Below are 24326 nucleotides of genomic sequence, written 5' to 3'. Positions count from 1 at the left end.
GAGTCCCGGGGGCAGCCCGGGCGAGCTGCCGCGCGGCCGGCTGCGGCCGGGGTCGAATTCGGTCGGCGCGCCGCGGTCCAGCGGTACCCGCCCCGGGTCGAGTTCCGTGGGCGGGCCGTCCGGCGGCGGCGCCGCGCCCCGCCCAGGGTCGGGTTCCGTGGGCGGGACGTCGTCGTCCGGTGCGGTCACCCGGCCGTCACCCCGAGTCTCACCTGGCGCACGACAGTTCGACCACCACGGACCGGTTCCGGGCGGCCTTGGCCGGGTCCAGCGTGCCGCCCGGGCCGAGGTCGGGCTCGTGGTACTTCCCGGTCTGCCCGTCGCCCACGGTGCTGATGCGGTCGGCGGCGACACCCGCCTGGACCAGCAGCGCCTTCACCGTTTCGGCCCGTTGCTTGGACAGCGTCACGCTGTCCTCGGGCTTGCCGTAGGTGGCGGTGTTGCCGACCAGGTTCACTTTCTGCGAGCCGCCGGTCAGCTGGGACACGAGCGCCTGCAGGGTGCTCTGCGCGGCCTTTTCGTCGCGCAGGTTCGCTTCGTTCGGCCGGAAACCGACCGGTCCGCTGTCGCGCAGGACGGTCGTGCCGCACGGCTGGAACGTCACCGGCGCGGGCAGCTTGACCTGGGAGACCGGCTGGTCGACTTTGACCGCCTCCCGCTTGCTGGGCACGTCCACCGGTGCCGAGCACTTGGCCCCCGCTTTGTCGGCGATGGCCTTCCACAGAGCGGTGACCCGCTTCTGCAGGTTGTCGTCGAGGGCGGCCTGCGGCTCGGCGGTGAGGCCGGTCCCGACGAGCAGCACGGTCTTGTCCCGGAGCGGGGGCAGGAGCTGCTTGCCGGCCAGGAAGTTCGCGACCTCGCCGGGATCGGCGTCGAACATCCCGTCGTTGAGGAAGGAGACGGCGCCGGCGGTCGAAAGCCCGGAGTCCATCAGGACGACGGTGCCGCCCTCGTCGGTGAGCTTGGCCGCCTGGGACAGCGCGGCCAGGTCGTCCGCCTCGGGCTTCTTCGGAACGACGCCGGTGACCGCGGTGGTGATCTGCTGAACGGCGGCCCCGGCCTGCTGCTTGCGCCGGGCGTCGTTCTTGCCGTCGATGACGGGGGAGATCTTGACCACGCGCGAGGGCTCGCCGTCCACCCGGAACACCTGGACGGCCTGCTGGTTCGCCACCGCTCCGGACAGCAGGTCCTGCACTTCCCGGGTGAGGGTCGGCCGCTGGCTGCCCATGCGGCCGCCCACCACCAGGCTGACCGGCTTGTCCGGAGCAGGCACGCACTCACCGGGTTGCGCCCCGCCGCCGTCCGGCGGGGAGCCGGCCGGGGTTTCCTGGTGGCACGCGGTCAGCAGGGCCGCGGCGGCGGCCGTGGCCGCGGCGGCACGCCACGGGCGCCTGCGGCGGCCGCGGGACCGGAGAAAAGTCATCGTTGGTCCTTCCGGGTTTCTTCGTCGTCTTCGGTGGTCTGCGGCCGGTCTGCCGCCGCCGGTCCGCGGCCGAGCAGCTTCAGCTCGGCGTCGGCGACGACCTTCGCCATCGAGCTGCCCGGCAGCGCCAGGTACAGGTCCTTGTCGTCAACGGCCCGTGCCTTCATGCCCTCGACCTGCCGAGTGAGCTCTTCCGCCGCCACGAGGCCCGCCTCCAGGGCGGCCATCCGGGCGGCCGCCCGGGAGCGCTTGGCCACCGCGCGTGCCCACTGCCGGGCCGCCGGGTTGTGCACCTTGTAGGCGCCGGCACCGGACAGGAGGCCCGTGCCCAGGTACAGCACGAGGAACAAGATCGCGGGCAGGAAGTTGGCCTGCAGGGTCGTGTCGGCCGCCGGCGCCGCCGTCGGGTCGTCGTACTCCGCGGTGGTCCCGCCGGCCGGCACGGCGTAGAACCAGCGGAAGGCGAAGGCCGCCAGTCCCAGCGCCAGCCACACCACGGTGCACAGCACGGCGATGACGCCCGCGTTCGGCGCGTGCCGCTGGACCGAAGCCTCCTTCCAGCTCTTGCCGGCCGTGTGCGACAGCGCGAGGCACACGACGGTGAACCCGCCGACGAACCCCCACAACGCCCACTCGTACTCGTCGAGCGCCTGCGTCAGGACCTGGTTGAACGCGACGACGTCGACCACCGCGGCGGCGAGCAGCACGAGGTACTGCAACCCGGTCGTCGGCGGCAGGCCGACGATGAGCGACGCATCACCGCGGATCACCCGCCTGCGCTGGCTCAGGACCCGCACCGGACGCTGGGGCTCCGTCATCGATTCCTCCCGCGTCGCTCGCTCAGGCGAACCGGCTCGTGGTACGGGGCGTCCGGGTCGGTCACCCGCTCCAGGGCGTGGGCGACCGCGGCGTCGAGGTCGTCCATGATGTCCCGCTGGTCCTGGCAGAGGATCCGGCGGTGTTCGACGAGTGCGCGGGCGTCGGCGGCCAGCTCCTCGATCTCGCCCAGGAGCTCGTTGTGGCTGGCCTTGAGCTGCAGCGTCCACTTCGCCTTGTGCGCCTGGACGTAGCCGTCGATGAGCGCCCTCGGGGCGTCGCTGTCGCCGAGCGAACCGACCGTCCGGTCGACGTACTCGAGCAGCTGGGCGTCCGCGATTTCCGGCAGCGCCCGCTTGTGCAGGTCCCGCAGCCGCCGGGTGAGCGCGCGCGGGATGCGGTCCGGTCGGGGTTTTCTCAGCCTCATGCGGGTCGCTTCTTTCCCTCCGGCTCGGTGCCGGGTCCGGATTCGGGTGCGCGCGCCTCCGGGCGGACGCGCTCGATGACGTAGTGCAGTTCGTAGTCCCCTTGCCCCAGCGAATCCGGTTCGCCCGCCACGGGTTCGAACACCCACGAGGGCAGGACCTGGCTGACGTACCTGACCATCGGGGCCAGGTAGGTGCCCTCCGCGTGCGCCAGCACCAGGTGCTCCCAGTAGGTGCCGACCCGCACGGCGCAACGGGCGCCGATCTGCTTGGCCTTGGCCTGCACGAGCACGAAGTCGGAGCGGACGGCCTGCTCGGTCTCGGCGATCCGGCTGTCCAGCTCGTTCAGCTTCTCGTGCAGCGCGGCTTCCCCGCCGTGCGCGGCCGCGATCCGCCTCGCCCGGGCAGCTTCCCGCCGGCTGCGCACGACCACCGCCTGGTCCGGCCGGACTTCGGCGCGGCTGCGCGGCAGCAGTTCCTCTTCCGTGAGCGGGGCCTCCGCGCCGGTGATGCCGTCGGAGGCGCGATCGAGGTCGTACTTCGTGTTGGCGTGCTGACGGCGCAGGACTTCGAGGGTTTCCAGGAGCGGTTTCCGGCGCCGCAGGCAATCCGCCAGCTCCTGGTTCATCTCACTCACGGCGCTGCTCTGCAGGCACTGGGGGTAGGGCGTGGTGATCACGCCGTCCCCGGAGGTCATGGCGAGCACGTCGTTGTAGGCCGGGATGCGCTGCTTGCCGTCCCGGCGGCCGCGTCGCCGGTCGGCGCGCCGGTCACGCTTGTCGTAGGCCTCTTCCGGGGCGGGAACCGTCATCGCCACTCCTGCTGGATGCCCGCATCCCGGAACTGCGACAACGCCGTGCGGTGGCGGATGCCCAACCGGGCCAGCGCATTCACCTGCGTGCGCAGCTCATCCGCCACCGCCTGGCCAGGAAAACCCGATTCCGGTACCGGGATCGCCAGCTCGGTCAGTGCGGCGAGCGCCGCGAGCAGCTGCCCGCCCGCGGCCAGCAGCTCGGCGTCGCGCACCGCTTGCTGCGCCCGGTCGAGTGCCGCCGTGAGGGAATCCTCGGCGTCCCTTTCGGGAAGCCCCAGCCGTTCCCCCTCACCGAGCACCCGCCGTCCCATCGCGATCAGCCGGGAGCTGCTGTGTGCCAGCTGCTCGGTGATCTCGCGGAGCTCGGGGTGCTCGGTCACGCTCGGAGCCACGCCAGCCGCTTCCCACACGCTGTCGTCCGGCCGGTCCACGCACATGGGTTCGACGGTCGCCGTCACCGCATCCGCCATGATCAGCACGGCCGACCCGTCGGCGAGGGGTGCTTCCGAGCGCAGGGACTGCGCGGTGTCCTCCTGCGACACCAGCACCTCGACCACGTCGCGGCCCAGGCCCCGCAGTCGTGGCCGGGCCGCCGGTTCCGGCACCAGCGCGCTCATGCGGTCCAGTGCGTCCGCGATCAGGGCCCGGTCCCGACGGATCCGGCTCGCGGCGGCGAGTCTCGCGGCGCTCAGCAGCACCAGCGCGGCCACGACCGTCGCGGCGGCGATCCACGTGAGCTCCTCGGTGTTCCACTCCACAGTCCGGTTTGACGGACGGCGGCCCGTCATCCCCCGAGGCACGCGAACCCACCCCAATTCACGACGTCGGCCGGGTTTCCGAGGTGGCCGGCGGACACCCCCGCCGCCGGCACTCGCTGCGGGTCGAGCAGCCACAGCTGCGCCCGGCGGAAGGCGCCGGCCGGATCTTCCGGGGTGGCGCGGAGAAACTGCCGGAACAGCGGAACCAACACCGAGCCGTCCGCGGCCGGCCACAGCTCGCGCACCACCGTGCGCGCGCCTTCGACGAGCCGTGCGCTCGACGGTTCGAGTGCGTCGTCGTAGTCCGATCGGGACAACCGGTCCGGGTCGCACGGCAGGAGCACCGGCTCTTCGTCCGCTGTGTGCGTGTGGGCGAGCCGGCGAGCCGAAGGGACACACGTGAGTTCGACGTCCTCGACCAGGTACCGGCGACCGGATCCCGTTTCGCGCCAGGCGGCCGCCCAAGGCACCCGGCCCGCGGCGCCGACCGGTACCAGCGCAACGCGGGGAACGCCACCCGGGCCGGGCGGGCTCGCGGCTTCGGCGGCGGCCAGCACGGCCGCGCCGGCCGCGAGCCATGCCCACCCTCCCAGCGCCTCCGCCGCGGCGGACGTCGGGGGCGGTCGGAACCAGTGCCCGCTCAGCAGGGGCAGGCGGCGGGCGAGCACCGGGCCCTGGGCCGGAACGACGACCAGGAGCCCGCCGACCGTGGGCTGCCGGGGCACGAGGTACACGAGCGCGTCCAGTTTCGACTCGCGGAGCACGGAGCGGATCTCCTCCGGACCCCACGGTTCGGCCAGCGTCCTTCTGTCCTCTTCGGACAGACGAGACGGCAGGTCCATGCGGTGCACGTCCCACTGGTCGCCGGTTTCGTGCGCGGCCGCCCACTCCTCGGCGAGTGCGGCGCGGCCGGTGTCCACGAGGTGACGGCGGACCACCTCGGCCCCGGCGCCCCGGGCCAGCGCCCCGCCCCGCTCGGCCTCGATGACCCGGACGAGGTCGTCGAGGGCACCGTCTTCCCGGCACCAGTCGCTCGCCTGCAGGGCGAACCGGCGCGCCGAGTCGTCCTCCGTGGCCGGCCGGACCAGCGTGCGCCAGGTGTGCTCGGTCAGCACGCGCACGGCCAGCTGCCTGCTGCGTGCGACGTCCCCGGGAGCGCCACGCTTGCGGAGGAGCCGTCCGAGCTGTTCGGTGAGGGGTACGCTGTGTTCCCGCAGACGTCCGTCCGGGTGCGCCAAGACGGTTTCCAGGTCCTCGATGGCCGATTCCGCCTGGTCGTCGTCGTGACCGCCGACGGTCAGCTGGGCGGCCACCATGCCGCGGATGCGTCGGACGAACGGGCTCGAGGCCACGTTTTCCGGCAGTTCGTCGCAGATCCGGACGACCTCCCGGTAGCCGGCGGACCGGGCTGCGGGATCGCCGTTCTCCACGACGACGGCCGTATCGGCGAGGGCGCGCATGAGGACCGTGACGGCGTCGGTGTCCGCCTCCGGCACCAGGGCGACGGCGTTCGCCACCAGCTCCCGGAGCCGGGCCGCCACCGGCTGTCCGGTGTCGGCCGTCGACTGGAGCTCGGTCAGCTGCTCCAGCCAGCTCAGCATGCCCGTCGCCTCGCCCATGCCTTCGAGGCTCCGGTCCTGCAGCGCGGCGCGGAACGGTTTCGGGTCCCGATCGCCCATTGCCACCGGGATCATGTCTTCGAGCAGAGTGGCCACGCTGTGGAGCTTGTCCTGCGCGTCGGCCCCGGCGTGCTCGCGCACCCGGTGCACCGCATCGGCCATCTCCACCGAGGTGGCCTGCACCAGGTCCACGTCGAGCGGGGACCGGTCGGCCGTCCACAGGCCGCGGAACCGGGCGACCTGGAGTCCCAGCTCCGCCCGGGCGGCATCCTCGCCGGCCAGCGCCTCGATCCGGGCGCCGGCCACGATGCCGTCGACGTCGTACCGGGCCGCGAGCTCGTTGCCGCCGAACGCCGTCAGCGCGACCTCGAGCCCGGCGAGCCGGCAGGCGTGCAGGGGTAGGACGACCTCGGTGCCGAGATCGGGCCGGGCCAGCGCCTTGGTCGCCCAGTCGATGGCCGGCCAGGCGTGGCGCGGGCCCACGAGGTCGACGAGCAGCTCGTGCAGGCCCGCGAGCACCATCTCCGCACCCGGTGCCCGCTCGGGCGTCTCGAGGAGTTCTACGGCAGCCGTCAGCGCCGGAACGTCCTCGGCGGTGCCACCGCGGACCTGGAGCAGCATCGCGTACGAGACGGTCTCGTCGTCGTCCAGGCCGATCGCGGCGCGCTTGGCCGCGAAGTTCGCGATCGCGGTTTCGAGCGCCGCGCCGTCGTCGCCGTTGCTGTTGAAGAAGACTTCCTCGGCCAGGGCCGCCGCGACGCCGTGCGCCTCGGGGAGCTGCTCGTGGTCTTCGGGCAGCAGTTCGCACACCTTCACCGCGGCGGCAAGCGCTTCGTCCAGCAGCCGGCGATCGTCGCTTTCCCGGTAGAGGTGCTCGAGGATGGTGGCGAGCAGGTCCCATTCGTCGACGCAGTCCGCTTCCACCCCGGCCGGCTGCGGTGCGGCCAGCGCCCGGCGCAGGAGCTCGGCCGCGCGCCGGAGGTCCGCGTCGTCCTCGGTCACCGGGTAGGCCCAGCGCCACGCCCACGCGCATGCCAGCTCGAAGCGTGTGGTGGGCACGTCCGGCACCCAGGACGGCGGAATGCCGTCCAGGGCCTCGACCAGCTCCCGCGCCCGCTCGGCGGTGACGGTTTCCAGGCGCAGCAGGGCCCCGGTGAGGTACGCGGTTTCGACCGCGGCCTGCTCGGCGACATCGGGCGGAACACCCGGCGTCGACAGAGCGGTGAGCGTGCAGGCGATGGCCCTCTCGTATTCCGGCGGGTAGCCGGTCTCTTCGGCGATCCAGCCGCGCGCGAAGCCCAGCTCGCCCCACCACTCCGGGGCCGAGGGGTGGGAGGGTGCGGAGCGCAGGGCGAACTCGAGCAAGCCGGTCGTGAGGTGCAGGGGCTCGAGGCCGGCGTCGGCGTCGAGCTCGTGCAGGAGGTCGATCCCCGTTTCGGCTGCCGTCACCGGGTCGACCCGCTCCGGGGCGTCCCGGAGCCACCCGGCCAACCGGGCCGCGTCCTCGTGCGTAGTGGGTGTGTCAGCCACGGTTCACCCTTCCGCCTCGTGCCTCGATGACCGTCCGGACCCGGGCCATCACGTCGTCCATCCCCTGGGGGTCGGACAGCAGGGTCTCCGCGCGGCGGCGGGACAGGAAGCCGCGGTCGGCCAGGCCCAGCAGCGCCGACCGCAGGGTGCCCTCCCAAGCGCCGGGGGACGCCTCGGCGAGCCGGGTCACCACGGTGTCGACGACCGTCGAGTCCGGATGCGCGTCGACGCCGGCGACCTCGACCGCGGCGAAGGCGGACTGGGCACTCGGGTCGGCGACGTGGTCGCGGCCCCACCGGGACGCGCCGTCGTCGGACAGGGAGGTGATCGCCGTGTCCGGCCGGCGCCCCAGCGGGCGGTCGATGTAGGCGTCGTACCAGCTCACGTACTCCGGAGCGGTCTTGGTGCCGACGTTGACCCGCGCACCGGCCTTGCACACGCGTTGAATGGTGATCAGCATCCCCGGCACCCGTTCGAGGTAGTACGGGACCGGCTTGCCGAACTCGGCCGCGCACCGCTCGGCGAGCCTGCGCACGAGGTACCCGCCGCCCGGCAGCGGAGCGGAGTACCCGGCCTCGTCGACGAGGTGCCCGAACACCGCGCGGTGCTCCTCGTCGGGCAGTGCCCGCCCGTAGCGGTTGTCGCGTGCCTGCTTGGGCTTGGCCTGGGCGCCGTGCGCGCAGCGGTAGGACCGCAGCACGTCGTGCACGCGTTTGCGCACGTGGATACGGGCCGCGCCGGGCGGGTTGGTGATCGCTGCGCCGTGCTCCGTCAGGAACGTGGTGACGACGTGCAGGACGTCGGCCACGAGGTCCCGGCACACGCAGTCGCCGGCCAGCAGCAGCCCGTTGTCGCCCGCCCCCGCGGGCGTGGGGCCGTAGCGCAGCTCACGCAGCGCCAGGCACAGATCGCAGCGGGCGACCCGGTGACTCACGTGTAGCTGGTCCCGCACTTCGCCCAGCTCGGCGAAGACCGCACGGACCACGTCCGTGGTCAGTTCGGGGGTGGATCGGGAGGACCGAATGGGGGACGAGGTCGCAACCATGCAGAGCTTCCTACACTAGCAGAGATTTATATGCCAGGACGTGGCTGAACTGTGATTGATCCACTGGTGACCGGTTGGCGCGCGGGTCTTTCACTCCGCTGTGTCACCATGAGCCGAGCGGAGGTGGAGTGCAGGATGGTGTTGCTGCCCGCAGTGGTGCCCCAGCTGGTCGAAAAGCGCTCGGAGCTGGTGCCCGCCCGGTTGGCCCGCAAGGTCGCGCCCCTGTTCGGCGTTCCCTCCGACCACAACCCGTTCCGCCCGCTGACCTGGGTCTGCGACTTCACCGCGATCACCGTCTCGGAGATCGCGCGCGGGGCGCCGCTGCCGACCAGGGCCGCGGCGGCCCGGCTGCGGAGCCGGGAGCACGACGGCGAGTGGTTCGTCGACGACCGCGCGGTGCTGCCCGGTGACCGCGGTGCGCTGCCCAACGAGATCGTCGCGGCGACGATCAACCGCTTCGGCCCCGACACGAAGGCCGCGATCGTGCTCACCGCGACGAACGTGCTTCTCGCTCCGGCGGCCGGCGCCATCCGGACGGCGCTGGGGATGCTGCGCGCCGCGGACGGCGGTGACCTCGCCCCGGTGCAGTGGATCGCCGCCTGGGCCGCGACGGCGGTGGAGGTGTACCGGTCGCAGCCCGCGCTCGTGTCCGCGGCGCTCACCGCGCGGGTGATCCAGCGGGCGTCGCTCAGTGCGCCGCAGTTTCCGCTGGCACCGCGGATTTCGGACCGGCCGCGGGCCCGGTGCGAGATCGGCGCCGCTCCGGCCGGGCGCGCTCCCGACCCGGTCACCCACCCGAAGGACCTGGACTTCCTCGACGGCATCGCGGCCGCCCGGCTCAACGCCAGCGGCATCCTGCCGGACAGCGCGGCCGACGAACCGGCCGGCCCGGCCGCCGGAGTCGGTGACCGGATGGTCGACCAACTGATCGGGTTGTTCGTGGAAATGGGGACCCGTGACGGCGTGGCCCACCTCTGGGTGACCGAACGCATCCCGGGACAGGAGCAGGTCTGTGCCATGGTCCCGTCTTCGGGCATCGTCCGCGAACTGGTCGAGACGTGGGCCTACGGGCGGGCGTCCCTGCGCCGGCCGGACGAGTTCGGGGACGCGCTGGCCGACGCGATGGCGGTGCCGTTCCGGCTGCCCCGGGCGGCGGAACTGGCCGCGGTGCCGCTGCTGGCCCGGCGGGCGTTCGTGCTGGCGGCGATGGGGATCATCCGGCAGATGGGCCTGCTGGCCCCCTCGACCTGGCTGGCCGGGGCCCAGTTCGCCGACTTGGTGCGCGGCCTGTCCGAGCTGCTCGACCAGGTCTTCGACGCCGACGACCCGGTGGTGGTGGACACCCGGTTGCGGTTGGCCGTGCAGCGGGCCGGCGCGGAGCGGCACGCCGGGCGCCCGGTACCGGCGTCCGCGGCGGCGGTCATGGCGGCCGCCGACGCCTGCCTGGAAGCGGGCGCCGCGGACCGGATCGACCCGGGGTTGCTCGCCGATCTGCTGGCGGTGGCCTGCATCGAGCTCAACGCGCTGAGGTCGGCCGGCTTGGAAAGCCCCGAGGCCGGGGTGGCACTGCGCCGGTACTGGGCGGCCTTCGCGAACGCGGTCGAGGTCGATTTGTTCGCGCCGGACGCCGAGTACGGCGGGCTCAGCTTCCAACTCCACAACTACGCGGCTTTCCTCGGGGCCAACAAGGACAGTGCCGAAGACCTCCGTGCCGCCCTGCAGTTGTTCACCACCTCGGTCATCCCCGCCCGGACCCGGCTGTACAACCAGGATCGCGACATCCGGCCGTTGGCCCGCAGCTGCTACCTCGCCGCCGACGCCGCATCCGGTCTCGCCTCCTTGCTGACGGACCGCGGGGAGCGCGCGGAGGCGGAGCAGTGGGTGCGGCGGGCGCACGCGTGGGTGCACCAGGTCCTGGCCGAGCCGCTCTACGAACCGCGTCACCTGCGGCCCGCACTGGACAACTGCCTGTTCGCGTTGCGGGCCGCGCCCGTGCTGGTGCAGGCCCTCGAATACGGCGTCGCGGAACGCCCGGCGGAGGACGCGGCCCAAGCCGGCGAGCTGGTGCGGCTGGTCGAGAGGTGGCTCAAGGAGACGACCGGCGGCACCGTCGGGCAATCCGGCTACCGGTCGGTGCTGGCCGACCTGCGCGCGCGGCTCTCCGCACTCGGTTTTCCCGGCTGAGTTCACCCTGCGCTCCTCTCCTGGCGGAGTCGGCTGATCTTTCGACCGACGAATTCGAGAGCACGTCCGATCGTCCCGACCGTCCATGTCCGGGCGGAGGTGATCGGCGATGCGAGGTGGCGGCGGAAACGGCGACGACGGCAATTGATCAGAAGACATTCCTTCGATAGCACAACGAGTTTCGCCGGTGGCCGGTCTCGGGAGTGCGTCAGTGCGAAACGCCCGATTCCGGCCATTGCCGGCAGCAATGATCGGAGCGGTCAGGGAGTCGTTCGGAATCCGGGGTCTGTTACACCGGCGATCCGGGGAAAGAAGAGCATGTCGGCGTCGGCGGACAGTTCGGCGGATTGCGCCGGTGCGATACCGTCGCCGTAATTGCCGTTGCATAACAATCGCATTGGTCCTGTGCGAATCCGGGACCCGGCGACGTCATCCCGGGCGGCGTCGGCGGACGATTCCGCGAACGGCAGTCCGGCACGACGCTGCGGAGGGAACCCGAACCGGAGCGCGGTCGCTCGGACGGGTGAAGGCGCTCGCTACACTCCGATGCCGTGCACCCGTTTCGTCGTGGGGGTCGGCGACCCGCTCGTGCCTTGCTCGCCAGTGTTCTGGCCGGGCTCCTGCTCGCGGGTTGCACCGAGGGTTACGCCCAGCCGCAGGCCGCGGGCGAGCAGCCCGCCATCGCGGGCGGGAAGACCGCCGGGCCGCCGCGGCCCACCGACGTCAAACTTCCTTCGGGTGACCCTCGGCAGAGTGGTGGCGTGATCGCCGCCGGGGGGCTCGACGCCGTCTACAACTACGGGCCGTCGGTGATGCTCGACCGGGGGCAGACCCGGATGTGGTGGTGCAGCCAGTACGGCGGCGCCGGCCCGGCCGGGGACGACATCCTCTACGCGCAGGCCCGGTCGTTCGACGGGCCGTTCACCGGACCGGGTGGCGGGGTCCCGGCCGCCGTGTTCTCCGGGGCGCCCGGGCAGTTCGACGGCATGCACACCTGCGACCCGTCGGTGCTGCGCGTCGGCTCGACGTACTACCTGTACTACACCGGCGCCGCCGGGGACCACGCGCTCGGCAACTCCATCGGGCTCGCCACCAGCGCCGACGGCATCCACTGGACCCGCGCTGCGGGCGGGGGACCGATCCTCGGGCCGTCGCACGACGTGCACCGCGAAAACGTCTACGGCGCCGGCCAGCCGTCGGCCGTCTACCTCGACGGCTGGTTCTACCTGATGTTCACCGACACCACCGGCCGCGCCGCGGGCCCGAACGGCGCGGGGCAGTTCCTGCTCCGCTCGCGCGACCCGGCGCTCGGGTCCGGGGTGCAGGCGTTGGACGTCGGCGGGTTCGTGCCGGTCGCGTCGACGTCGGCGCCGCGCGCGCGGTCGGTCGTCGACGGGTTCAGCGCGGACCTGATGTGGGTGGGCGCGCTCGCCGCGTTCGTCGTCGCGCACGAGACCGACGGCGGGACGACGCTGACGTTCTGGACCGCGGACTTCACCGAGCACCCGTACCAGCCCGTGGTCGTGCCCGGGCCGTGGCAGGAAGGGCCGGGACTGGTGCGCCGCGCGGACGGGCACGCGCCGCTGTCGCCGGCCGACCCGTGCGACCGGGTGCCGTTCGACCTCGTGCGCGCGACGGCGATCGGCGGCGCCCGCGCCCCGACCGACCTGCGGCACTTCGGGCTGGACCTGCTCGGCAGCCAGGCGTGCGCGAACCCGGCCCGGGTGGCGTCGACGTTCGACGGCGTGACGGCGCCGTCCCCGGAACGCACGATGGACCTGGTCCGGGCGGGCGCGCGGGTCCGGGTGGACCGCCGCGCGGTGGCGGTGGCGCTGGCGGGCGAGGTCCTCGACCGGGCCCCGCAGGCACTGGCGGCGCTCCCGCAGGCGGCGCGGCTGCGTTCGGGAGCGGAGGCGGTGCAGGCCCCGGGCCACGGCTACGCGTTCATCCTGGACGGCCACCGCTGGGAGGCCCCCGACCCCGGCGTGGTGGCCGGCAACGGCTCGACGGCCCGCCCGGTGACCCGGGCCCAGTGGGACGGCTACCCGCCGGGCGCTTCCTTGGTGGGCTGAGGTCGGGTCGGCGCTCGGGGACCGGCCGATCCGCCCGCCGGCGAACAACGCGGGTCCCGCCGGGATGCCGGCTGCGGCCGCGGGTCGCCGCCGCGCGAGGGCCATCGCGGCCGGGGCGGGCGGTCGCGAGCGGGGGAGCAGGTGGGGTGGGATCGTCGCCTGGTGCCGCCGGCCTGCGGGTGGGGCGCGCGGGGGTGTGGGATCGCCGCTGGGATGTGGATTGGTGGGCGGCCGCCGCCGCATGTGGGTGATCGCCGCGCGGCGGGTGGGCGGCCGCGGGTATGGGGGATCGCGGCTGGGCTGCAGGGTTGGTGGGCGACCGCCGCCGCATGTGGGTGATCTGGCGGGGGAACGTCGCCCGGCGCTACTCGCCGTGGTGCCGGCTCCGCAGGTGCGGCCGGCGACGGTCGAAGTCCCCTCAGCGCTCGCCGTCGGCGCTCGGGGAGCGGCCGATGCGCCCGCCGACGAACAGCCCCAGCCCCGCCGGGACCAGGACCAGCAGGGCCGAGAACGCCGCTCCGCCCGTCAGCGCTCCGCCCAGCTCCGACACCCCCGTCTGGTCGACGAACACCGCTCGCCCGATCACGTACAGGATGCCCGAGACCACGCCCGCGACCAGCGCCGCGATGAACCACGCGCGGCCGCGGTCGGAAACACCCCGCCACGCGTCCAGCGCCGCCCACAGGGCCGCCGCGCCGACCAGGACCGCCAACGTCAGCGAGACCGCGAGCGTCTGGTCCGTCGGGTGGTACACGGCGTACTTGGCCAGCAGCGTCAACGCCGTGCCGTGCAGCACCGCCATCACCAGTCCGCGAATCACCCAGGCGCTCATCCTGCGGAGTGTAGGCGGCCTACTGGCGAGTCGCTTCCCCCGGCAAGCCCGCCCACTAGGGTGGACCCGTGCCTGAAACCCATGGACGACGTCGTGCCGCGCTGCGCGGGCTCCTGACCGGGGCCGGTGTCGAGGCGCTGCTGGTCACCGATCTGCTGAACATCCGCTACCTCACCGGGTTCACCGGCTCCAACGCCGCCCTCCTCCTCCACGCGGGCGGGGACGACCGGACGCTCTTCTGCACCGACGGCCGGTACACCACCCAATCCGCCGCCGAGGTGCCCGACCTCGAAACCGTCGTCGACCGGGCCAGTGCCGCCGCCCTCGTCGCCCGCGCCGCGAAGGACACCAAGACCTACGGACGGCTCGGGTTCGAGAGCCAGCACGTCAGCGTCGAGACCTACGAGGCCCTCAAGCAGCAGGTGCCCCTGGAACGGACCCCCGGCCTCGTCGAGCGGCTGCGCGAGGTCAAGGACGAAACCGAGATCGAGGCCCTGCGCCAGGCGTGCGCGGCCGCCGACCGGGCGCTGGACGACCTCGTCGCGGCCGGCGGGCTACGGCCGGGGCGGACCGAGCTGGAAATCGCCCGTGACCTGGAGAACCGGATGCTGGAGCACGGCTCCCAAGCAACCAGCTTCGCCTCCATCGTCGCGGCCGGCGCGCACTCGGCCATCCCCCACCACCAGCCCACGCACGCCGAGCTCGAGCGCGGCGACTTCGTCAAGCTGGACTTCGGCGCCACCGTCGACGGCTACCACTCCGACATGACCCGCACCTTCGTCCTCGGCGAACCCGCGGACTGGCAGCGGGAGGTCTACGAGCTCGTGCACGCCGCCCAGGCGGCCGGGGTCGCCGCCGTCGTGCCGGGCGCCGAGGTGTCCGATGTGGACGCCGCGGCGCGGACGGTGATCGCGGACGCGGGCCACGGCGAGCACTTCGCGCACGGCCTCGGCCACGGCGTCGGCCTGCAGATCCACGAGGCGCCCAGCTTCGCCGCGACGGGCGTCGGTACACTGGCCGCCGGTATGGCGGTCACCGTCGAGCCCGGCGTGTACCTCGCGGGGCGCGGTGGCGTGCGCATCGAGGACACGCTCGTCGTGCGGGCTGGGGAGCCCGAACTCCTCACCCTGAGCACCAAGAACCTCGTGGTCGTCTGACAGCGGCCCCGAACCCGAAGATTCGACACAGGAGACTGCAAGCTCGTGGCCACGACCAACGACCTGAAGAACGGGCTCGTCCTCAACCTCGAGGGCCAGCTGTGGACCGTCACCGCGTTCCAGCACGTCAAGCCGGGCAAGGGCGGCGCCTTCGTGCGCACGACGCTCAAGCACGTGCTCACCGGCAAGGTGGTCGACAAGACGTTCAACGCGGGCACGAAGGTCGAGACGGCCACGGTGGACCGCCGGAACATGACCTACCTCTACAAGGAGGGGCAGGACTTCGTGTTCATGGACGGCGACACCTACGACCAGATCACCGTCCCGGCCGAGGTCGTCGGCGACAACGCCAACTACATGCTCGAGAACACCGAGGTCCAGGTCGCGGTGCACGAGAACGAGCCGCTGTACGTCGAGCTGCCGACGTCGGTCGAGCTGGTCGTCCAGCACACCGACCCGGGCCTGCAGGGCGACCGCTCCACCGGCGGCACCAAGCCGGCCACGCTGGAGACCGGCGCGGAGATCCAGGTCCCGCTGTTCCTCTCCACCGGCGAGAAGATCAAGGTCGACACCCGCGACGGCCGTTACCTGGGCCGCGTCTCCAGCTGATGCCGACGTCGAAACCCCACCCGAACCGCGGCGGCGCGATCAGCCGCCGGCAAGCGCGCCGCCGCGCGGTGGAAATGCTGTACGAGGCCGCGCAGCGCGACACCGACGCGGTGACGCTGCTGGCCGACCGGGTCGGCGCGACGGACGTCGACCCGATCGCGGACTACACGATCAGCCTGGTCGAGGGCGTGACCGGGCGGAAGACCCGGATCGACGAGCTGCTGGCCGAGCACGCGCAGGGCTGGACCCTGGAGCGGATGCCGAAGGTCGACCTCGCGGTGCTGCGGGTCGGGGTCTACGAGCTGCTCTGGGCCGAGGACGTGCCGGACCCGGTCGCGATCGACGAGGCCGTCGGCCTGGCGAAGGAACTGTCCACGGACGACTCGCCGCGGTTCGTCAACGGCGTCCTGGGCCGGATCGGCACGATCGCCGACCGCCTGCGCGCCGTGCTCTGACGGAAGAAGAACACGCCCGGTGCTGCGGGCCCCCCGACGAACCAGTGAGCGTCTCCAGGTGCCCCGCTGGAAACGCTCACTGCGTCGGTGCAGCACATCCGGCGATCAGTCCTCCTTGGAAGGACGTGCCTCCGGCGGCAGGACGCCCCAGTCGATGAGCTGCTCGGTCAGCTCGCCCGGGGTCATGTCGTAGATGATCGCCAGGGACCGCAGGTCCTCGGTGCGGATCGAGAGCACCTTGCCGTTGTAGTCGCCGCGCTGGCTCTGGATCGTCGCCGCGTAGCGGGCCAGCGGGCCCACCTTTTCGGCCGGCAGCTGCTGCAGGCGCTCCAGGTTGATGACGATCTTGGTGGCGGGCTCCGCGCCGGAGGGGACCCGGCCCTCGGGCAGCAGCTCGACCACCGGCACACCGTAGAAGTCGGCCAGCTCGGCCAGCTTCTGCACGGTGACGGCGCGGTCGCCACGCTCGTACGAGCCGACGACGACGGCCTTCCAGCGCCCACCGGACTTCTGCTCGACCCCGTGCAGGGACAGGCCCTGCTGCTGGCGGATCCCGCGGAGCTTGGCCCCGAGCGCCTTGGCGTAATCGCCCATCTGGTCGTTCTCCGTTCTTCACCCCCTCCCGGTCGGGGTGACCGGGCCGGGGGACTCGCTGAGTCGAATACTCAGAGTAATGGTTACGCATTGTTGTCACCAGGTCAAGCGCGAGCTTGTCGCGAATCACCTCACACCACCCGGAAGACTGAGCAAAGTGCCTGCTACTGTCGGTGGGAAAGCCCCGACCAGCAGGGGAACAGACGTCCTTTAAGGACCCGTCCGGTGAGGCGGGGAAGGAGTCCGGTTTGTCGTCACGCCCGCGTGACGCGGCTGGTTCGGCCGGGGAGCGCGAGCTCCTGACGGCCGGCGATGTCGCGCGCACGATCGCCCGAATGGCCCATCAGGTCATCGAAAAGACCGCGAACGGTGCGGAGAGCACTACCCCGCCCGTGTTGCTCGGCATCCCGTCCCGGGGCACGCCGCTCGCCGTCCGCCTCGCCGACAAGATCGGCGAGTTCTCCGGGGTCCGCCCGCCCACCGGCGCCCTCGACGTCACCCTCTACCGGGACGACCTCCGCCGCCGCCCGCCGCGCGCCCTCGAGCAGACGCAGCTGCCGCCGGACGGCATCGACGACCGCGTCGTGATCCTGGTCGACGACGTCCTCTTCTCCGGCCGGACGATCCGGGCCGCGCTCGATGCCCTGCGTGATCACGGCCGCCCGCGCGCGGTGCAGCTGGCCGTCCTGGTCGACCGCGGTCACCGGGAGCTGCCGATCCGGGCCGACTACGTGGGCAAGAACGTCCCGACCGCCCGCACCGAGGGCGTCTCCGTCCTGCTGGCCGAGATCGACGGCCGGGACGCCGTCCTGCTGCGCCCTTCCGATGCTGCTGGAGAGGACTCGTGAAGCACCTGCTCGCCACCGACGGCCTGGACCCGGCGCTCGCCACGGCCGTGCTCGACACCGCCGACGAGCTGAAGCACACGCTGCTCGGCCGCGAGGTCAAGAAGCTGCCGACGCTGCGCGGCCGCACGGTGATCACCCTGTTCTACGAGAACTCGACGCGCACCCGGGTGTCGTTCGAGATCGCCGGCAAGTGGATGAGCGCGGACGTGATCAACGTCTCCGCGTCCAGCTCCTCGGTGAACAAGGGGGAGTCCCTCCGGGACACCGCCCTCACGCTGGCCGCCGCGGGCGCCGACTGCGTGATCGTCCGGCACCCGGCCAGCGGCGCCGCGCAGCGCCTGGCCGGCTGGCTCGCCGAGCCCGGTACGTCGGTGGTCAACGCCGGCGACGGCACGCACGAGCACCCGACGCAGGCCCTGCTCGACGCGGCCACGCTGCGGGAGCGCCTCGGGTCGCTGAAGGACCGCCGGATCGCGATCGTCGGGGACGTCCTGCACAGCCGCGTGGCCCGCTCGAACATCCACCTGCTGTCGGCCCTCGGCGCGGAGGTGGTGCTGGTCGCGCCGCCGACGCTGCTGCCCTACGGCGTCGAGAGCCTGCCGGTCACCGTCTCGCACGACCTCGACGCCGAGCTGCCCGCGGTCGACGCCGTCATGATGCTGCGGGTCCAGGCGGAACGCATGCACGGCGGGTTCTTCCCGTCCGCCCGCGAGTACTCGATCGCCTACGGCCTCTCGGAAAAGCGGCAGAAGCTGCTGCCGGACCACGCGGTCGTCCTGCACCCCGGCCCGATGCTGCGCGGGATGGAGATCGCTTCGGCGGTCGCCGACTCCCCGGCCTCGGCCATCACCGAACAGGTCCGCAACGGCGTCCACGTGCGCATGGCGGTCCTCTACCACCTCCTGGCCAGCGAAGGAGCCGCCGCGTGACCACCGTGATCAAGGGCGCCCGCCCCTACGGCGAAGGCGACCCGGTCGACGTCCTGGTCGAGGACGGCGTGATCACCGCGATCGGCGCCGTCGACGTCCCTGCAGACGCTTCGGTCATCGAGGCCGCGGGGCAGGTCCTGCTGCCCGGCTTCGTCGACCTGCACACCCACCTGCGCGAACCCGGCCGCGAGGACACCGAGACGATCGACACCGGCTCGGCCGCGGCGGCGCTCGGCGGCTACACCGCGGTGTTCGCCATGGCCAACACCGACCCGGTCGCGGACAACGCCGTGGTCGTCGACCACGTGTGGCGGCGCGGGCTCGAGGTCGGCCTGGTCGACGTCCACCCGGTCGGCGCGGTCACCGTCGGGCTCAAGGGCGAGAAGCTCGCCGAGCTGGGCTCGATGGCGAAGGCCCAGGCCCGCGTCACGGTGTTCTCCGACGACGGCCTCTGCGTCGCCGACCCGCTGCTGATGCGCCGCGCGCTGGAGTACTCGACCGCGCTCGACGTCGTCATCGCACAGCACGCGGAGGAGCCGCGGCTGACCGTCGGCGCCCAGGCCCACGAGGGCGAGCGCGCGGCCCGGCTCGGCTACACCGGCTGGCCCGCCGCCGCGGAAGAGGCCATCGTGGCCCGTGACTGCCTCCTGGCGTTGCACGCGAACGCCCGGCTGCACGTCTGCCACGTCTCCACTTCGGGCACGGCGGACGTGCTGCGCTGGGCCAAGGACCGCGGCACGAAGGTGTCGGCGGAGGTCACGCCGCACCACCTGCTGCTCACCGACGAGCGCCTGGCGACCTACGACCCGGTGAACAAGGTGAACCCGCCGCTGCGCACGGAGCCCGACGCGGAGAAGCTGCGCGCGGCCCTGGCCGACGGGACGATCGACTGCGTCGCCACCGACCACGCGCCGCACGCGGTGCAGGACAAGGACACTGAGTGGAGCGCGGCCCGGCCGGGCATGCTCGGGCTGCAGACGGCACTGTCCATCGTGGCCGAAACGATGGTCCGCACCGGCCTGCTCGACTGGCGTGGCGTCGCCCGCGTCATGAGCGAGCGGCCCGCCGAGATCGGCAACCTGGCCGACCAGGGCCGTCCGATCGCGGTGGGCGAGCCGGCGAACCTGACGCTGGTGGACCCGGACGCCGAGTGGACCGTCCGGGGCGCGGAGCTGGCCAGCATCGCGGCCAACACCCCGTACGAGGGAATGCGGCTGCCCGGCGTGGTGACCGCGACGCTGCTGCGCGGGCGGATCACCGCGCGGGACGGGAAGATCTGCTGATGGAACGCCTCTGGCTGGTGCTGGCGATCGTCGCCTTCTTCCTGCTCTGCCTCTGGGGCATGTACGTGGGCTGGCGGCGCAAGTCGCGCTCGCAGAGCGCCCAGGTGCCGCCGTTCCCCGCCATCCCCGGCGAGGCGGGGGACGCCCTGCTGGAGTCCGCCGGCGTCTACCTGTCGACGACGATCGCGGGGGAGTGGCAGAACCGGATCGTCACCCGCGGCGCGGGGCTGCGCACCGGGGCGGTCTGGCGGTTGCACTCCGCGGGGATTGCCGTCGAACGCGGCGGGGCCCCGGACTTCTGGATCCCGCGCGACGCCGTCACCGGCGTCCGGCGCGACACGAAGATCGCCGGGAAGGTGATGGGCACGGACGCGCTGCTCGTCATCACCTGGCGCCTCGGCGACGTCGAGCTCGACACCGGCTTCCGCGGCGACGACCTCGACGACTATCCACAGTGGATCGAACAGCTCAAGATCAAGGGAGGTGCCCAGTGAACGCGCGCGCTCAGGCCGCACTGGTACTCGAAGACGGCCGGGTGTTCCGCGGCGCTGCCTACGGCGCGCAGGGGCGAACCCTCGGCGAGGCGGTGTTCTGCACCGGCATGACCGGTTACCAGGAGACGCTGACCGACCCGTCATACCACGGGCAGATCGTGGTCCAGACGGCGCCGCAGATCGGCAACACCGGCTGGAACGACGAGGACGACGAGTCCTCGAAGATCTGGGTCAACGGCTACGTGGTGCGCGACCCCGCCCGCACGCCGTCCAACTGGCGTTCCCGTCGGACCCTGGACGAAGAGCTGGTGCGCCAGGGGATCGTCGGCATCGCCGAGGTCGACACCCGCTCGCTGACGCGGCACCTGCGCGAGGTCGGCGCGATGCGTGCCGGGGTCTTCTCCGGTGACGCGCTCGGCACCGTCGACGACATGGTCGCTTCGGTGCTGGCGAGCCCGAAGATGGAGGGCGCCGACCTGGCCGGCCAGGTGACCACGCCGAAGCCGTACGTGGTCTCGCCGTCCGGTGAGGTGCGCTTCCGGGTGGCGGCGCTGGACCTGGGCATCAAGTCCAACACCCCGCGCCAGATGATCAAGCGCGGCATCGAGGTCCACGTGCTGCCCTCGACGTCGACGCTGGATGAGCTGCTGGCGATCGAGCCGGACGGGGTGTTCCTGTCGAACGGCCCGGGCGACCCGGCCACGACGACGCACGCGACCGAGCTGACCAAGCAGGTGCTGGAACGCGAGATCCCGCTGTTCGGCATCTGCTTCGGCAACCAGGTCCTCGGCCGCGCGCTGGGGCTGGGAACGTACAAGATGCGTTACGGCCACCGAGGCATCAACATCCCGGTGATCGACGTGGCCACCCGGCAGGTGGCCATCACGGCCCAGAACCACGGGTTCGCGCTGGAAGGCGAGCCGGGCCAGCGCTTCGAGTCCCCCTTCGGGGCGGCGCAGATCAGCCACTACTGCCCCAACGACGACACGGTGGAGGGCGTCCGGGCCCTGGAGGTCCCGGCGTTCTCGGTCCAGTACCACCCCGAAGCCGCGGCCGGCCCCCACGACGCGGCACCCCTGTTCGACGAATTCGTTTCGCTCATGGAGAAGAAGGCCTGATGCCGAAGAGGACGGACATCCAGCACGTGCTGGTGATCGGCTCCGGGCCGATCGTGATCGGGCAGGCCGCGGAGTTCGACTACTCCGGTACCCAGGCCTGCCGGGTGCTGCGCAGCGAAGGCCTGCGCGTCTCCCTGGTGAACTCGAACCCGGCCACCATCATGACCGACCCCGAGTTCGCCGACGCCACCTACATCGAGCCGGTCACCCCCGACTTCGTCGAGAAGGTCATCGCCGAGGAGCGCCCGGACGCCCTCCTGGCGACCCTCGGCGGGCAGACCGCGCTCAACTGCGCCGTCGCCCTGCACGAACGCGGGGTGCTGGACAAGTACGGTGTCGAGCTGATCGGCGCCGACATCGACGCCATCCAGCGCGGTGAGGACCGGCAGAAGTTCAAGGACATCGTCCGGACCGTCGGTGCCGACGTCCCGCGCTCCCGCGTCTGCCACGACATGGACGAGGTCCGGGACACCGTCAAGGAACTCGGCCTCCCGGTCGTCATCCGGCCGTCCTTCACCATGGGCGGGCTCGGGTCCGGCATGGCGCACACGCCCGAGGACCTCGAGCGGCTCGCCTCCACCGGCCTCGCCGAATCCCCGGTCACCGAGGTGCTCATCGAGGAGAGCGTGCTCGGCTGGAAGGAGTACGAGCTCGAGCTGATGCGCGACAAGCACGACAACGTCGTGGTCGTCTGCTCGATCGAGAACATCGACGCGATGGGTGTGCACACCGGCGACTCGGTCACCGTCGCCCCGACCATGACCCTCACCGACCGCGAGTACCAGGTGATGCGGGACGTCGGCATCGCCGTGCTGCGCGAGGTCGGTGTCGACACCGGCGGCTGCAACATCCAGTTCGCGATCAACCCGCGCGACGGCCGGATGGTCGTCATCGAGATGAACCCGCGCGTGTCGCGGAGTTCCGCGCTGGCGTCCAAGGCGACCGGCTTCCCGATCGCCAAGATCGCCGCGAAGCTCGCCATCGGCTACACGCTCGACGAGATCCAGAACGACATCACCGGTGAGACGCCGGCCGCGTTCGAGCCCACTTTGGACTACGTCGTCGTCAAGATGCCGCGGTTCGCCTTCGAGAAGTTCCCGGGCGCGGACCCGACGCTGACCACGACCATGAAGAGCGTCGGCGAGGCGATGTCGTTCGGCCGCAGCTTCCCCGAGGCGCTCGGCAAGGTGATGCGGTCGATCGAGACCAAGGCGACCGGGTTCTGGACGCTGCCCGACCCCGAAGGCGCGACCGTCGAATCCACTTTGGACTCGCTGCGCACCGCGCACGAGGGCCGGCTGTACGAAGTGGAGCGTGCCTTGCGGCTCGGCGCCACCGTCGAGCAGGTGCACGAAGCGTCGGGCATCGACCCGTGGTTCATCGACCAGATCGCCCTCATCGGCGAGGTCGGCGCCGAGGTCCGCGACGCGCCGGTCCTGGACGGCGACCTCCTCCGGCGCGCCAAGCGCACCGGCCTGTCCGACCGCCAGATCGCCGCCCTGCGGCCGGAACTGGCCGGCGAGGACGGCGTCCGCGCCCTGCGCCACCGCCTCGGCGTGCGGCCGGTGTTCAAGACCGTCGACACCTGCGCGGCCGAGTTCGCGGCCAAGACCCCTTACCACTACTCGGCCTACGAGTCCGATCCCGACGCGCAGTCCGAAGTGGTCGCCCAGAGCGACAAGCCGAAGGTGCTCATCCTCGGCTCCGGCCCGAACCGGATCGGGCAGGGCATCGAGTTCGACTACTCCTGCGTGCACGCGGCGATCGCGTTGCGGGAGGCGGGTTTCGAGGCCGTCATGGTCAACTGCAACCCGGAAACCGTGTCCACCGACTACGACACCTCCGACCGGCTGTACTTCGAGCCGCTGTCCTTCGAGGACGTCCTCGAGGTCGTGCACGCCGAGCAGGCGTCCGGCACGGTCGCCGGGGTCATCGTCCAGCTCGGCGGCCAGACCCCGCTGGGCCTGGCCAAGAAGCTCGCCGACGCCGGGGTCCCGGTGGTCGGCACGCCGCCGGAGGCCATCCACCTGGCCGAGGACCGCGGCGCGTTCGGCGAGGTCCTCACCGACGCCGGGCTGCCTGCGCCGCGCTACGGCACGGCGACGTCCTTCGAGGGCGCCAAGCGGATCGCCGACGAGATCGGCTACCCGGTGCTCGTCCGGCCGTCCTACGTGCTCGGGGGCCGCGGCATGGAGATCGTCTACGACGAGGAGACCCTGGCCGGCTACATCCGCCGCGCCACCGAGGTCACGCCCGAGCACCCGGTGCTCGTGGACCGCTTCCTCGACGACGCCATCGAAATCGACGTCGACGCGCTGTTCGACGGCGAGGAGCTCTACCTCGGCGGCGTCATGGAACACATCGAGGAAGCCGGGATCCACTCCGGTGACTCCTCGTGCGCGCTGCCGCCGATCACCCTCGGCCACACCGACCTGGAGGCCGTCCGGCGCTCCACCGAGGCGATCGCCCGCGGGGTGGGCGTGCGCGGGCTCCTGAACGTCCAGTACGCGCTCAAGGACGACGTCCTGTACGTCCTGGAGGCCAACCCGCGCGCGTCGCGGACGGTGCCGTTCGTGTCCAAGGCGACGGCCGTGCCGCTGGCCAAGGCCGCCGCGCTGATCATGACCGGCTCGACGATCAAGGACCTGCGCGAGAGCGGTGTCCTGCCGGCCGAGGGCGACGGCGGGCACCTGCCGGCCGACTCGCCGGTGGCGGTGAAGGAAGCCGTGCTGCCCTTCCACCGCTTCCGCACCCCCGAAGGGCACGGCGTGGATTCACTGCTCGGCCCGGAGATGAAGTCCACCGGCGAGGTGATGGGCGTCGACGTCGACTTCGGCAAGGCGTTCGCGAAGTCCCAGAGCGGCGCGTACGGCTCGCTGCCGACGTCCGGCCGGGTGTTCGTCTCGGTGGCCAACCGCGACAAGCGCTCGCTGGTGTTCCCGGTGAAGCGGCTGGCGGACCTCGGCTTCGAGATCCTCGCCACCTCCGGCACCGCGGAAGTGCTGCGGCGCAACGGAATCCCGTGCACCGTGGTGCGCAAGCACTACGAGGGCTCCACCGAAGCCGAGCCGAACATCGTGGACGTCATCCTGAACGGCGATGTCGACATGGTGATCAACACTCCCTACGGGAACAGTGGTCCACGCGTCGACGGCTACGAAATCCGCACCGCCGCGGTGTCGCGCGACATCCCGTGCGTGACCACCGTGCAGGGCGCCGCGGCGGCCGTGCACGGCATCGAAGCGCTGATCCGGGGCGACATCGGCGTCCGGTCGCTGCAGGAGCTCCAGGCGGCGCTGAAGGCCAAGTCGTGAGCGGGGT

The 24326-nt window shown here is 72.1% G+C and carries 20 protein-coding genes and 1 pseudogene; 11 read left to right on the top strand and 10 right to left on the bottom strand.

The features are described 5' to 3' along the window. The 8 genes and pseudogenes from ACWDN5_RS27380 to ACWDN5_RS27345 all read right to left on the bottom strand — a co-directional run. A pseudogene (locus tag ACWDN5_RS27380) lies at positions 1-189 on the bottom strand (hypothetical protein); the annotation flags it as partial. A gap of 19 nt (positions 190-208) precedes the next feature. After that, positions 209-1423, bottom strand: a complete 1215-nt coding sequence (locus tag ACWDN5_RS27375; RefSeq protein WP_449678281.1) for an OmpA family protein — start codon at positions 1421-1423, stop codon at positions 209-211. Continuing rightward, on the bottom strand, positions 1420-2241 hold the full coding sequence (locus ACWDN5_RS27370; RefSeq protein ID WP_449678280.1) for a hypothetical protein: 822 nt from the start codon (positions 2239-2241) through the stop codon (positions 1420-1422). The genes ACWDN5_RS27375 and ACWDN5_RS27370 overlap by 4 nt, the downstream gene beginning before the upstream one ends. Then, positions 2238-2666: a hypothetical protein gene (locus tag ACWDN5_RS27365; RefSeq protein ID WP_449678279.1), complete on the bottom strand. Its 429-nt coding sequence runs from the start codon at positions 2664-2666 to the stop codon at positions 2238-2240. The genes ACWDN5_RS27370 and ACWDN5_RS27365 overlap by 4 nt, the downstream gene beginning before the upstream one ends. Further along, on the bottom strand, positions 2663-3475 hold the full coding sequence (locus ACWDN5_RS27360) for a hypothetical protein (RefSeq protein ID WP_449678278.1): 813 nt from the start codon (positions 3473-3475) through the stop codon (positions 2663-2665). Before ACWDN5_RS27360 ends, ACWDN5_RS27365 begins: the two co-directional genes overlap by 4 nt. Beyond that, complete coding sequence (locus ACWDN5_RS27355) at positions 3472-4236, bottom strand: hypothetical protein (RefSeq protein ID WP_449678277.1); 765 nt, start codon at positions 4234-4236, stop codon at positions 3472-3474. Before ACWDN5_RS27355 ends, ACWDN5_RS27360 begins: the two co-directional genes overlap by 4 nt. A gap of 26 nt (positions 4237-4262) precedes the next feature. Further along, positions 4263-7385 carry a hypothetical protein gene (locus ACWDN5_RS27350; RefSeq protein ID WP_449678276.1) on the bottom strand — a complete coding sequence of 1041 codons (3123 nt, stop codon included), beginning with the start codon at positions 7383-7385 and terminating at the stop codon, positions 4263-4265. Beyond that, on the bottom strand, positions 7378-8430 hold the full coding sequence (locus tag ACWDN5_RS27345) for a hypothetical protein (protein ID WP_449678275.1): 1053 nt from the start codon (positions 8428-8430) through the stop codon (positions 7378-7380). Before ACWDN5_RS27345 ends, ACWDN5_RS27350 begins: the two co-directional genes overlap by 8 nt. A gap of 135 nt (positions 8431-8565) precedes the next feature. Here ACWDN5_RS27345 and ACWDN5_RS27340 point away from each other — a divergent pair, with 135 nt between their 5' ends. Further along, positions 8566-10614 (top strand): hypothetical protein, encoded by a 2049-nt coding sequence (locus tag ACWDN5_RS27340; protein ID WP_449678274.1) that lies wholly within the window; start codon positions 8566-8568, stop codon positions 10612-10614. Positions 10615-11207: 593 nt separating this feature from the next. After that, complete coding sequence (locus ACWDN5_RS27335) at positions 11208-12686, top strand: beta-xylosidase (protein ID WP_449678273.1); 1479 nt, start codon at positions 11208-11210, stop codon at positions 12684-12686. Between the two features lie 418 nt (positions 12687-13104). Here ACWDN5_RS27335 and ACWDN5_RS27330 read toward each other — a convergent pair whose 3' ends face one another. Then, complete coding sequence (locus ACWDN5_RS27330; RefSeq protein ID WP_310975010.1) at positions 13105-13518, bottom strand: B-4DMT family transporter; 414 nt, start codon at positions 13516-13518, stop codon at positions 13105-13107. A gap of 68 nt (positions 13519-13586) precedes the next feature. Here ACWDN5_RS27330 and ACWDN5_RS27325 point away from each other — a divergent pair, with 68 nt between their 5' ends. Genes ACWDN5_RS27325 through nusB form a run of 3 tightly spaced genes read left to right on the top strand, consistent with a single transcriptional unit; the run spans position 13587 to position 15739 of the window. Beyond that, on the top strand, positions 13587-14675 hold the full coding sequence (locus ACWDN5_RS27325; RefSeq protein ID WP_310975011.1) for a M24 family metallopeptidase: 1089 nt from the start codon (positions 13587-13589) through the stop codon (positions 14673-14675). A 45-nt stretch (positions 14676-14720) separates the two neighbouring features. Further along, a complete protein-coding gene (gene efp / locus ACWDN5_RS27320) occupies positions 14721-15284 on the top strand; it encodes an elongation factor P (RefSeq protein WP_310975012.1) in 564 nt (187 codons plus the stop codon). Then, the gene (gene nusB, locus ACWDN5_RS27315; RefSeq protein ID WP_310975013.1) at positions 15284-15739 is read left to right on the top strand and encodes a transcription antitermination factor NusB; all 456 of its coding nucleotides are present in this window, start codon (positions 15284-15286) and stop codon (positions 15737-15739) included. The genes efp and nusB overlap by 1 nt, the downstream gene beginning before the upstream one ends. Before the next feature lie 105 nt (positions 15740-15844). Here the strand turns inward: nusB and bldD are convergent, their stop codons facing one another. Continuing rightward, the gene (bldD, locus tag ACWDN5_RS27310) at positions 15845-16333 is read right to left on the bottom strand and encodes a transcriptional regulator BldD (protein WP_003096372.1); all 489 of its coding nucleotides are present in this window, start codon (positions 16331-16333) and stop codon (positions 15845-15847) included. A 248-nt stretch (positions 16334-16581) separates the two neighbouring features. Here bldD and pyrR point away from each other — a divergent pair, with 248 nt between their 5' ends. The 6 genes from pyrR to carB are packed head-to-tail and all read left to right on the top strand — an operon-like array spanning position 16582 to position 24319. Beyond that, positions 16582-17181: a bifunctional pyr operon transcriptional regulator/uracil phosphoribosyltransferase PyrR gene (pyrR, locus tag ACWDN5_RS27305; RefSeq protein ID WP_310975031.1), complete on the top strand. Its 600-nt coding sequence runs from the start codon at positions 16582-16584 to the stop codon at positions 17179-17181. Further along, positions 17178-18110 (top strand): aspartate carbamoyltransferase catalytic subunit, encoded by a 933-nt coding sequence (locus ACWDN5_RS27300; protein ID WP_449678272.1) that lies wholly within the window; start codon positions 17178-17180, stop codon positions 18108-18110. The genes pyrR and ACWDN5_RS27300 overlap by 4 nt, the downstream gene beginning before the upstream one ends. Then, entirely contained in the window at positions 18107-19393 is a 1287-nt protein-coding gene (locus ACWDN5_RS27295) for a dihydroorotase (protein ID WP_449678271.1), read from the top strand. Before ACWDN5_RS27300 ends, ACWDN5_RS27295 begins: the two co-directional genes overlap by 4 nt. Next, positions 19393-19887: a PH-like domain-containing protein gene (locus tag ACWDN5_RS27290; protein WP_449678270.1), complete on the top strand. Its 495-nt coding sequence runs from the start codon at positions 19393-19395 to the stop codon at positions 19885-19887. Before ACWDN5_RS27295 ends, ACWDN5_RS27290 begins: the two co-directional genes overlap by 1 nt. Next, positions 19884-21005 (top strand): glutamine-hydrolyzing carbamoyl-phosphate synthase small subunit, encoded by a 1122-nt coding sequence (gene carA / locus ACWDN5_RS27285; protein WP_449678269.1) that lies wholly within the window; start codon positions 19884-19886, stop codon positions 21003-21005. The genes ACWDN5_RS27290 and carA overlap by 4 nt, the downstream gene beginning before the upstream one ends. After that, positions 21005-24319, top strand: coding sequence for a carbamoyl-phosphate synthase large subunit (gene carB / locus ACWDN5_RS27280; protein ID WP_310975041.1), 3315 nt, complete (start codon positions 21005-21007; stop codon positions 24317-24319). The genes carA and carB overlap by 1 nt, the downstream gene beginning before the upstream one ends. The last annotated feature ends 7 nt before the right edge of the window (positions 24320-24326 follow it).

The organism is Amycolatopsis sp. NPDC003731, from assembly GCF_053586895.1.
This window is presented reverse-complemented; position numbering and strand designations above follow the sequence as displayed.

Excerpts from the sequence above, each read along its gene's own strand:
- ACWDN5_RS27375 (WP_449678281.1), bottom strand. The coding sequence starts at position 1,423 with ATGACTTTTCTCCGGTCCCGCGGCCGCCGCAGGCGCCCGTGGCGTGCC.
- ACWDN5_RS27370 (WP_449678280.1), bottom strand. The coding sequence starts at position 2,241 with ATGACGGAGCCCCAGCGTCCGGTGCGGGTCCTGAGCCAGCGCAGGCGG.
- ACWDN5_RS27365 (WP_449678279.1), bottom strand. The coding sequence starts at position 2,666 with ATGAGGCTGAGAAAACCCCGACCGGACCGCATCCCGCGCGCGCTCACC.
- ACWDN5_RS27360 (WP_449678278.1), bottom strand. The coding sequence starts at position 3,475 with ATGACGGTTCCCGCCCCGGAAGAGGCCTACGACAAGCGTGACCGGCGC.
- ACWDN5_RS27345 (WP_449678275.1), bottom strand. The coding sequence starts at position 8,430 with ATGGTTGCGACCTCGTCCCCCATTCGGTCCTCCCGATCCACCCCCGAA.
- ACWDN5_RS27340 (WP_449678274.1), top strand. The coding sequence starts at position 8,566 with ATGGTGTTGCTGCCCGCAGTGGTGCCCCAGCTGGTCGAAAAGCGCTCG.
- ACWDN5_RS27330 (WP_310975010.1), bottom strand. The coding sequence starts at position 13,518 with ATGAGCGCCTGGGTGATTCGCGGACTGGTGATGGCGGTGCTGCACGGC.
- nusB (WP_310975013.1), top strand. The coding sequence starts at position 15,284 with ATGCCGACGTCGAAACCCCACCCGAACCGCGGCGGCGCGATCAGCCGC.
- bldD (WP_003096372.1), bottom strand. The coding sequence starts at position 16,333 with ATGGGCGATTACGCCAAGGCGCTCGGGGCCAAGCTCCGCGGGATCCGC.
- ACWDN5_RS27290 (WP_449678270.1), top strand. The coding sequence starts at position 19,393 with ATGGAACGCCTCTGGCTGGTGCTGGCGATCGTCGCCTTCTTCCTGCTC.
- carB (WP_310975041.1), top strand. The coding sequence starts at position 21,005 with ATGCCGAAGAGGACGGACATCCAGCACGTGCTGGTGATCGGCTCCGGG.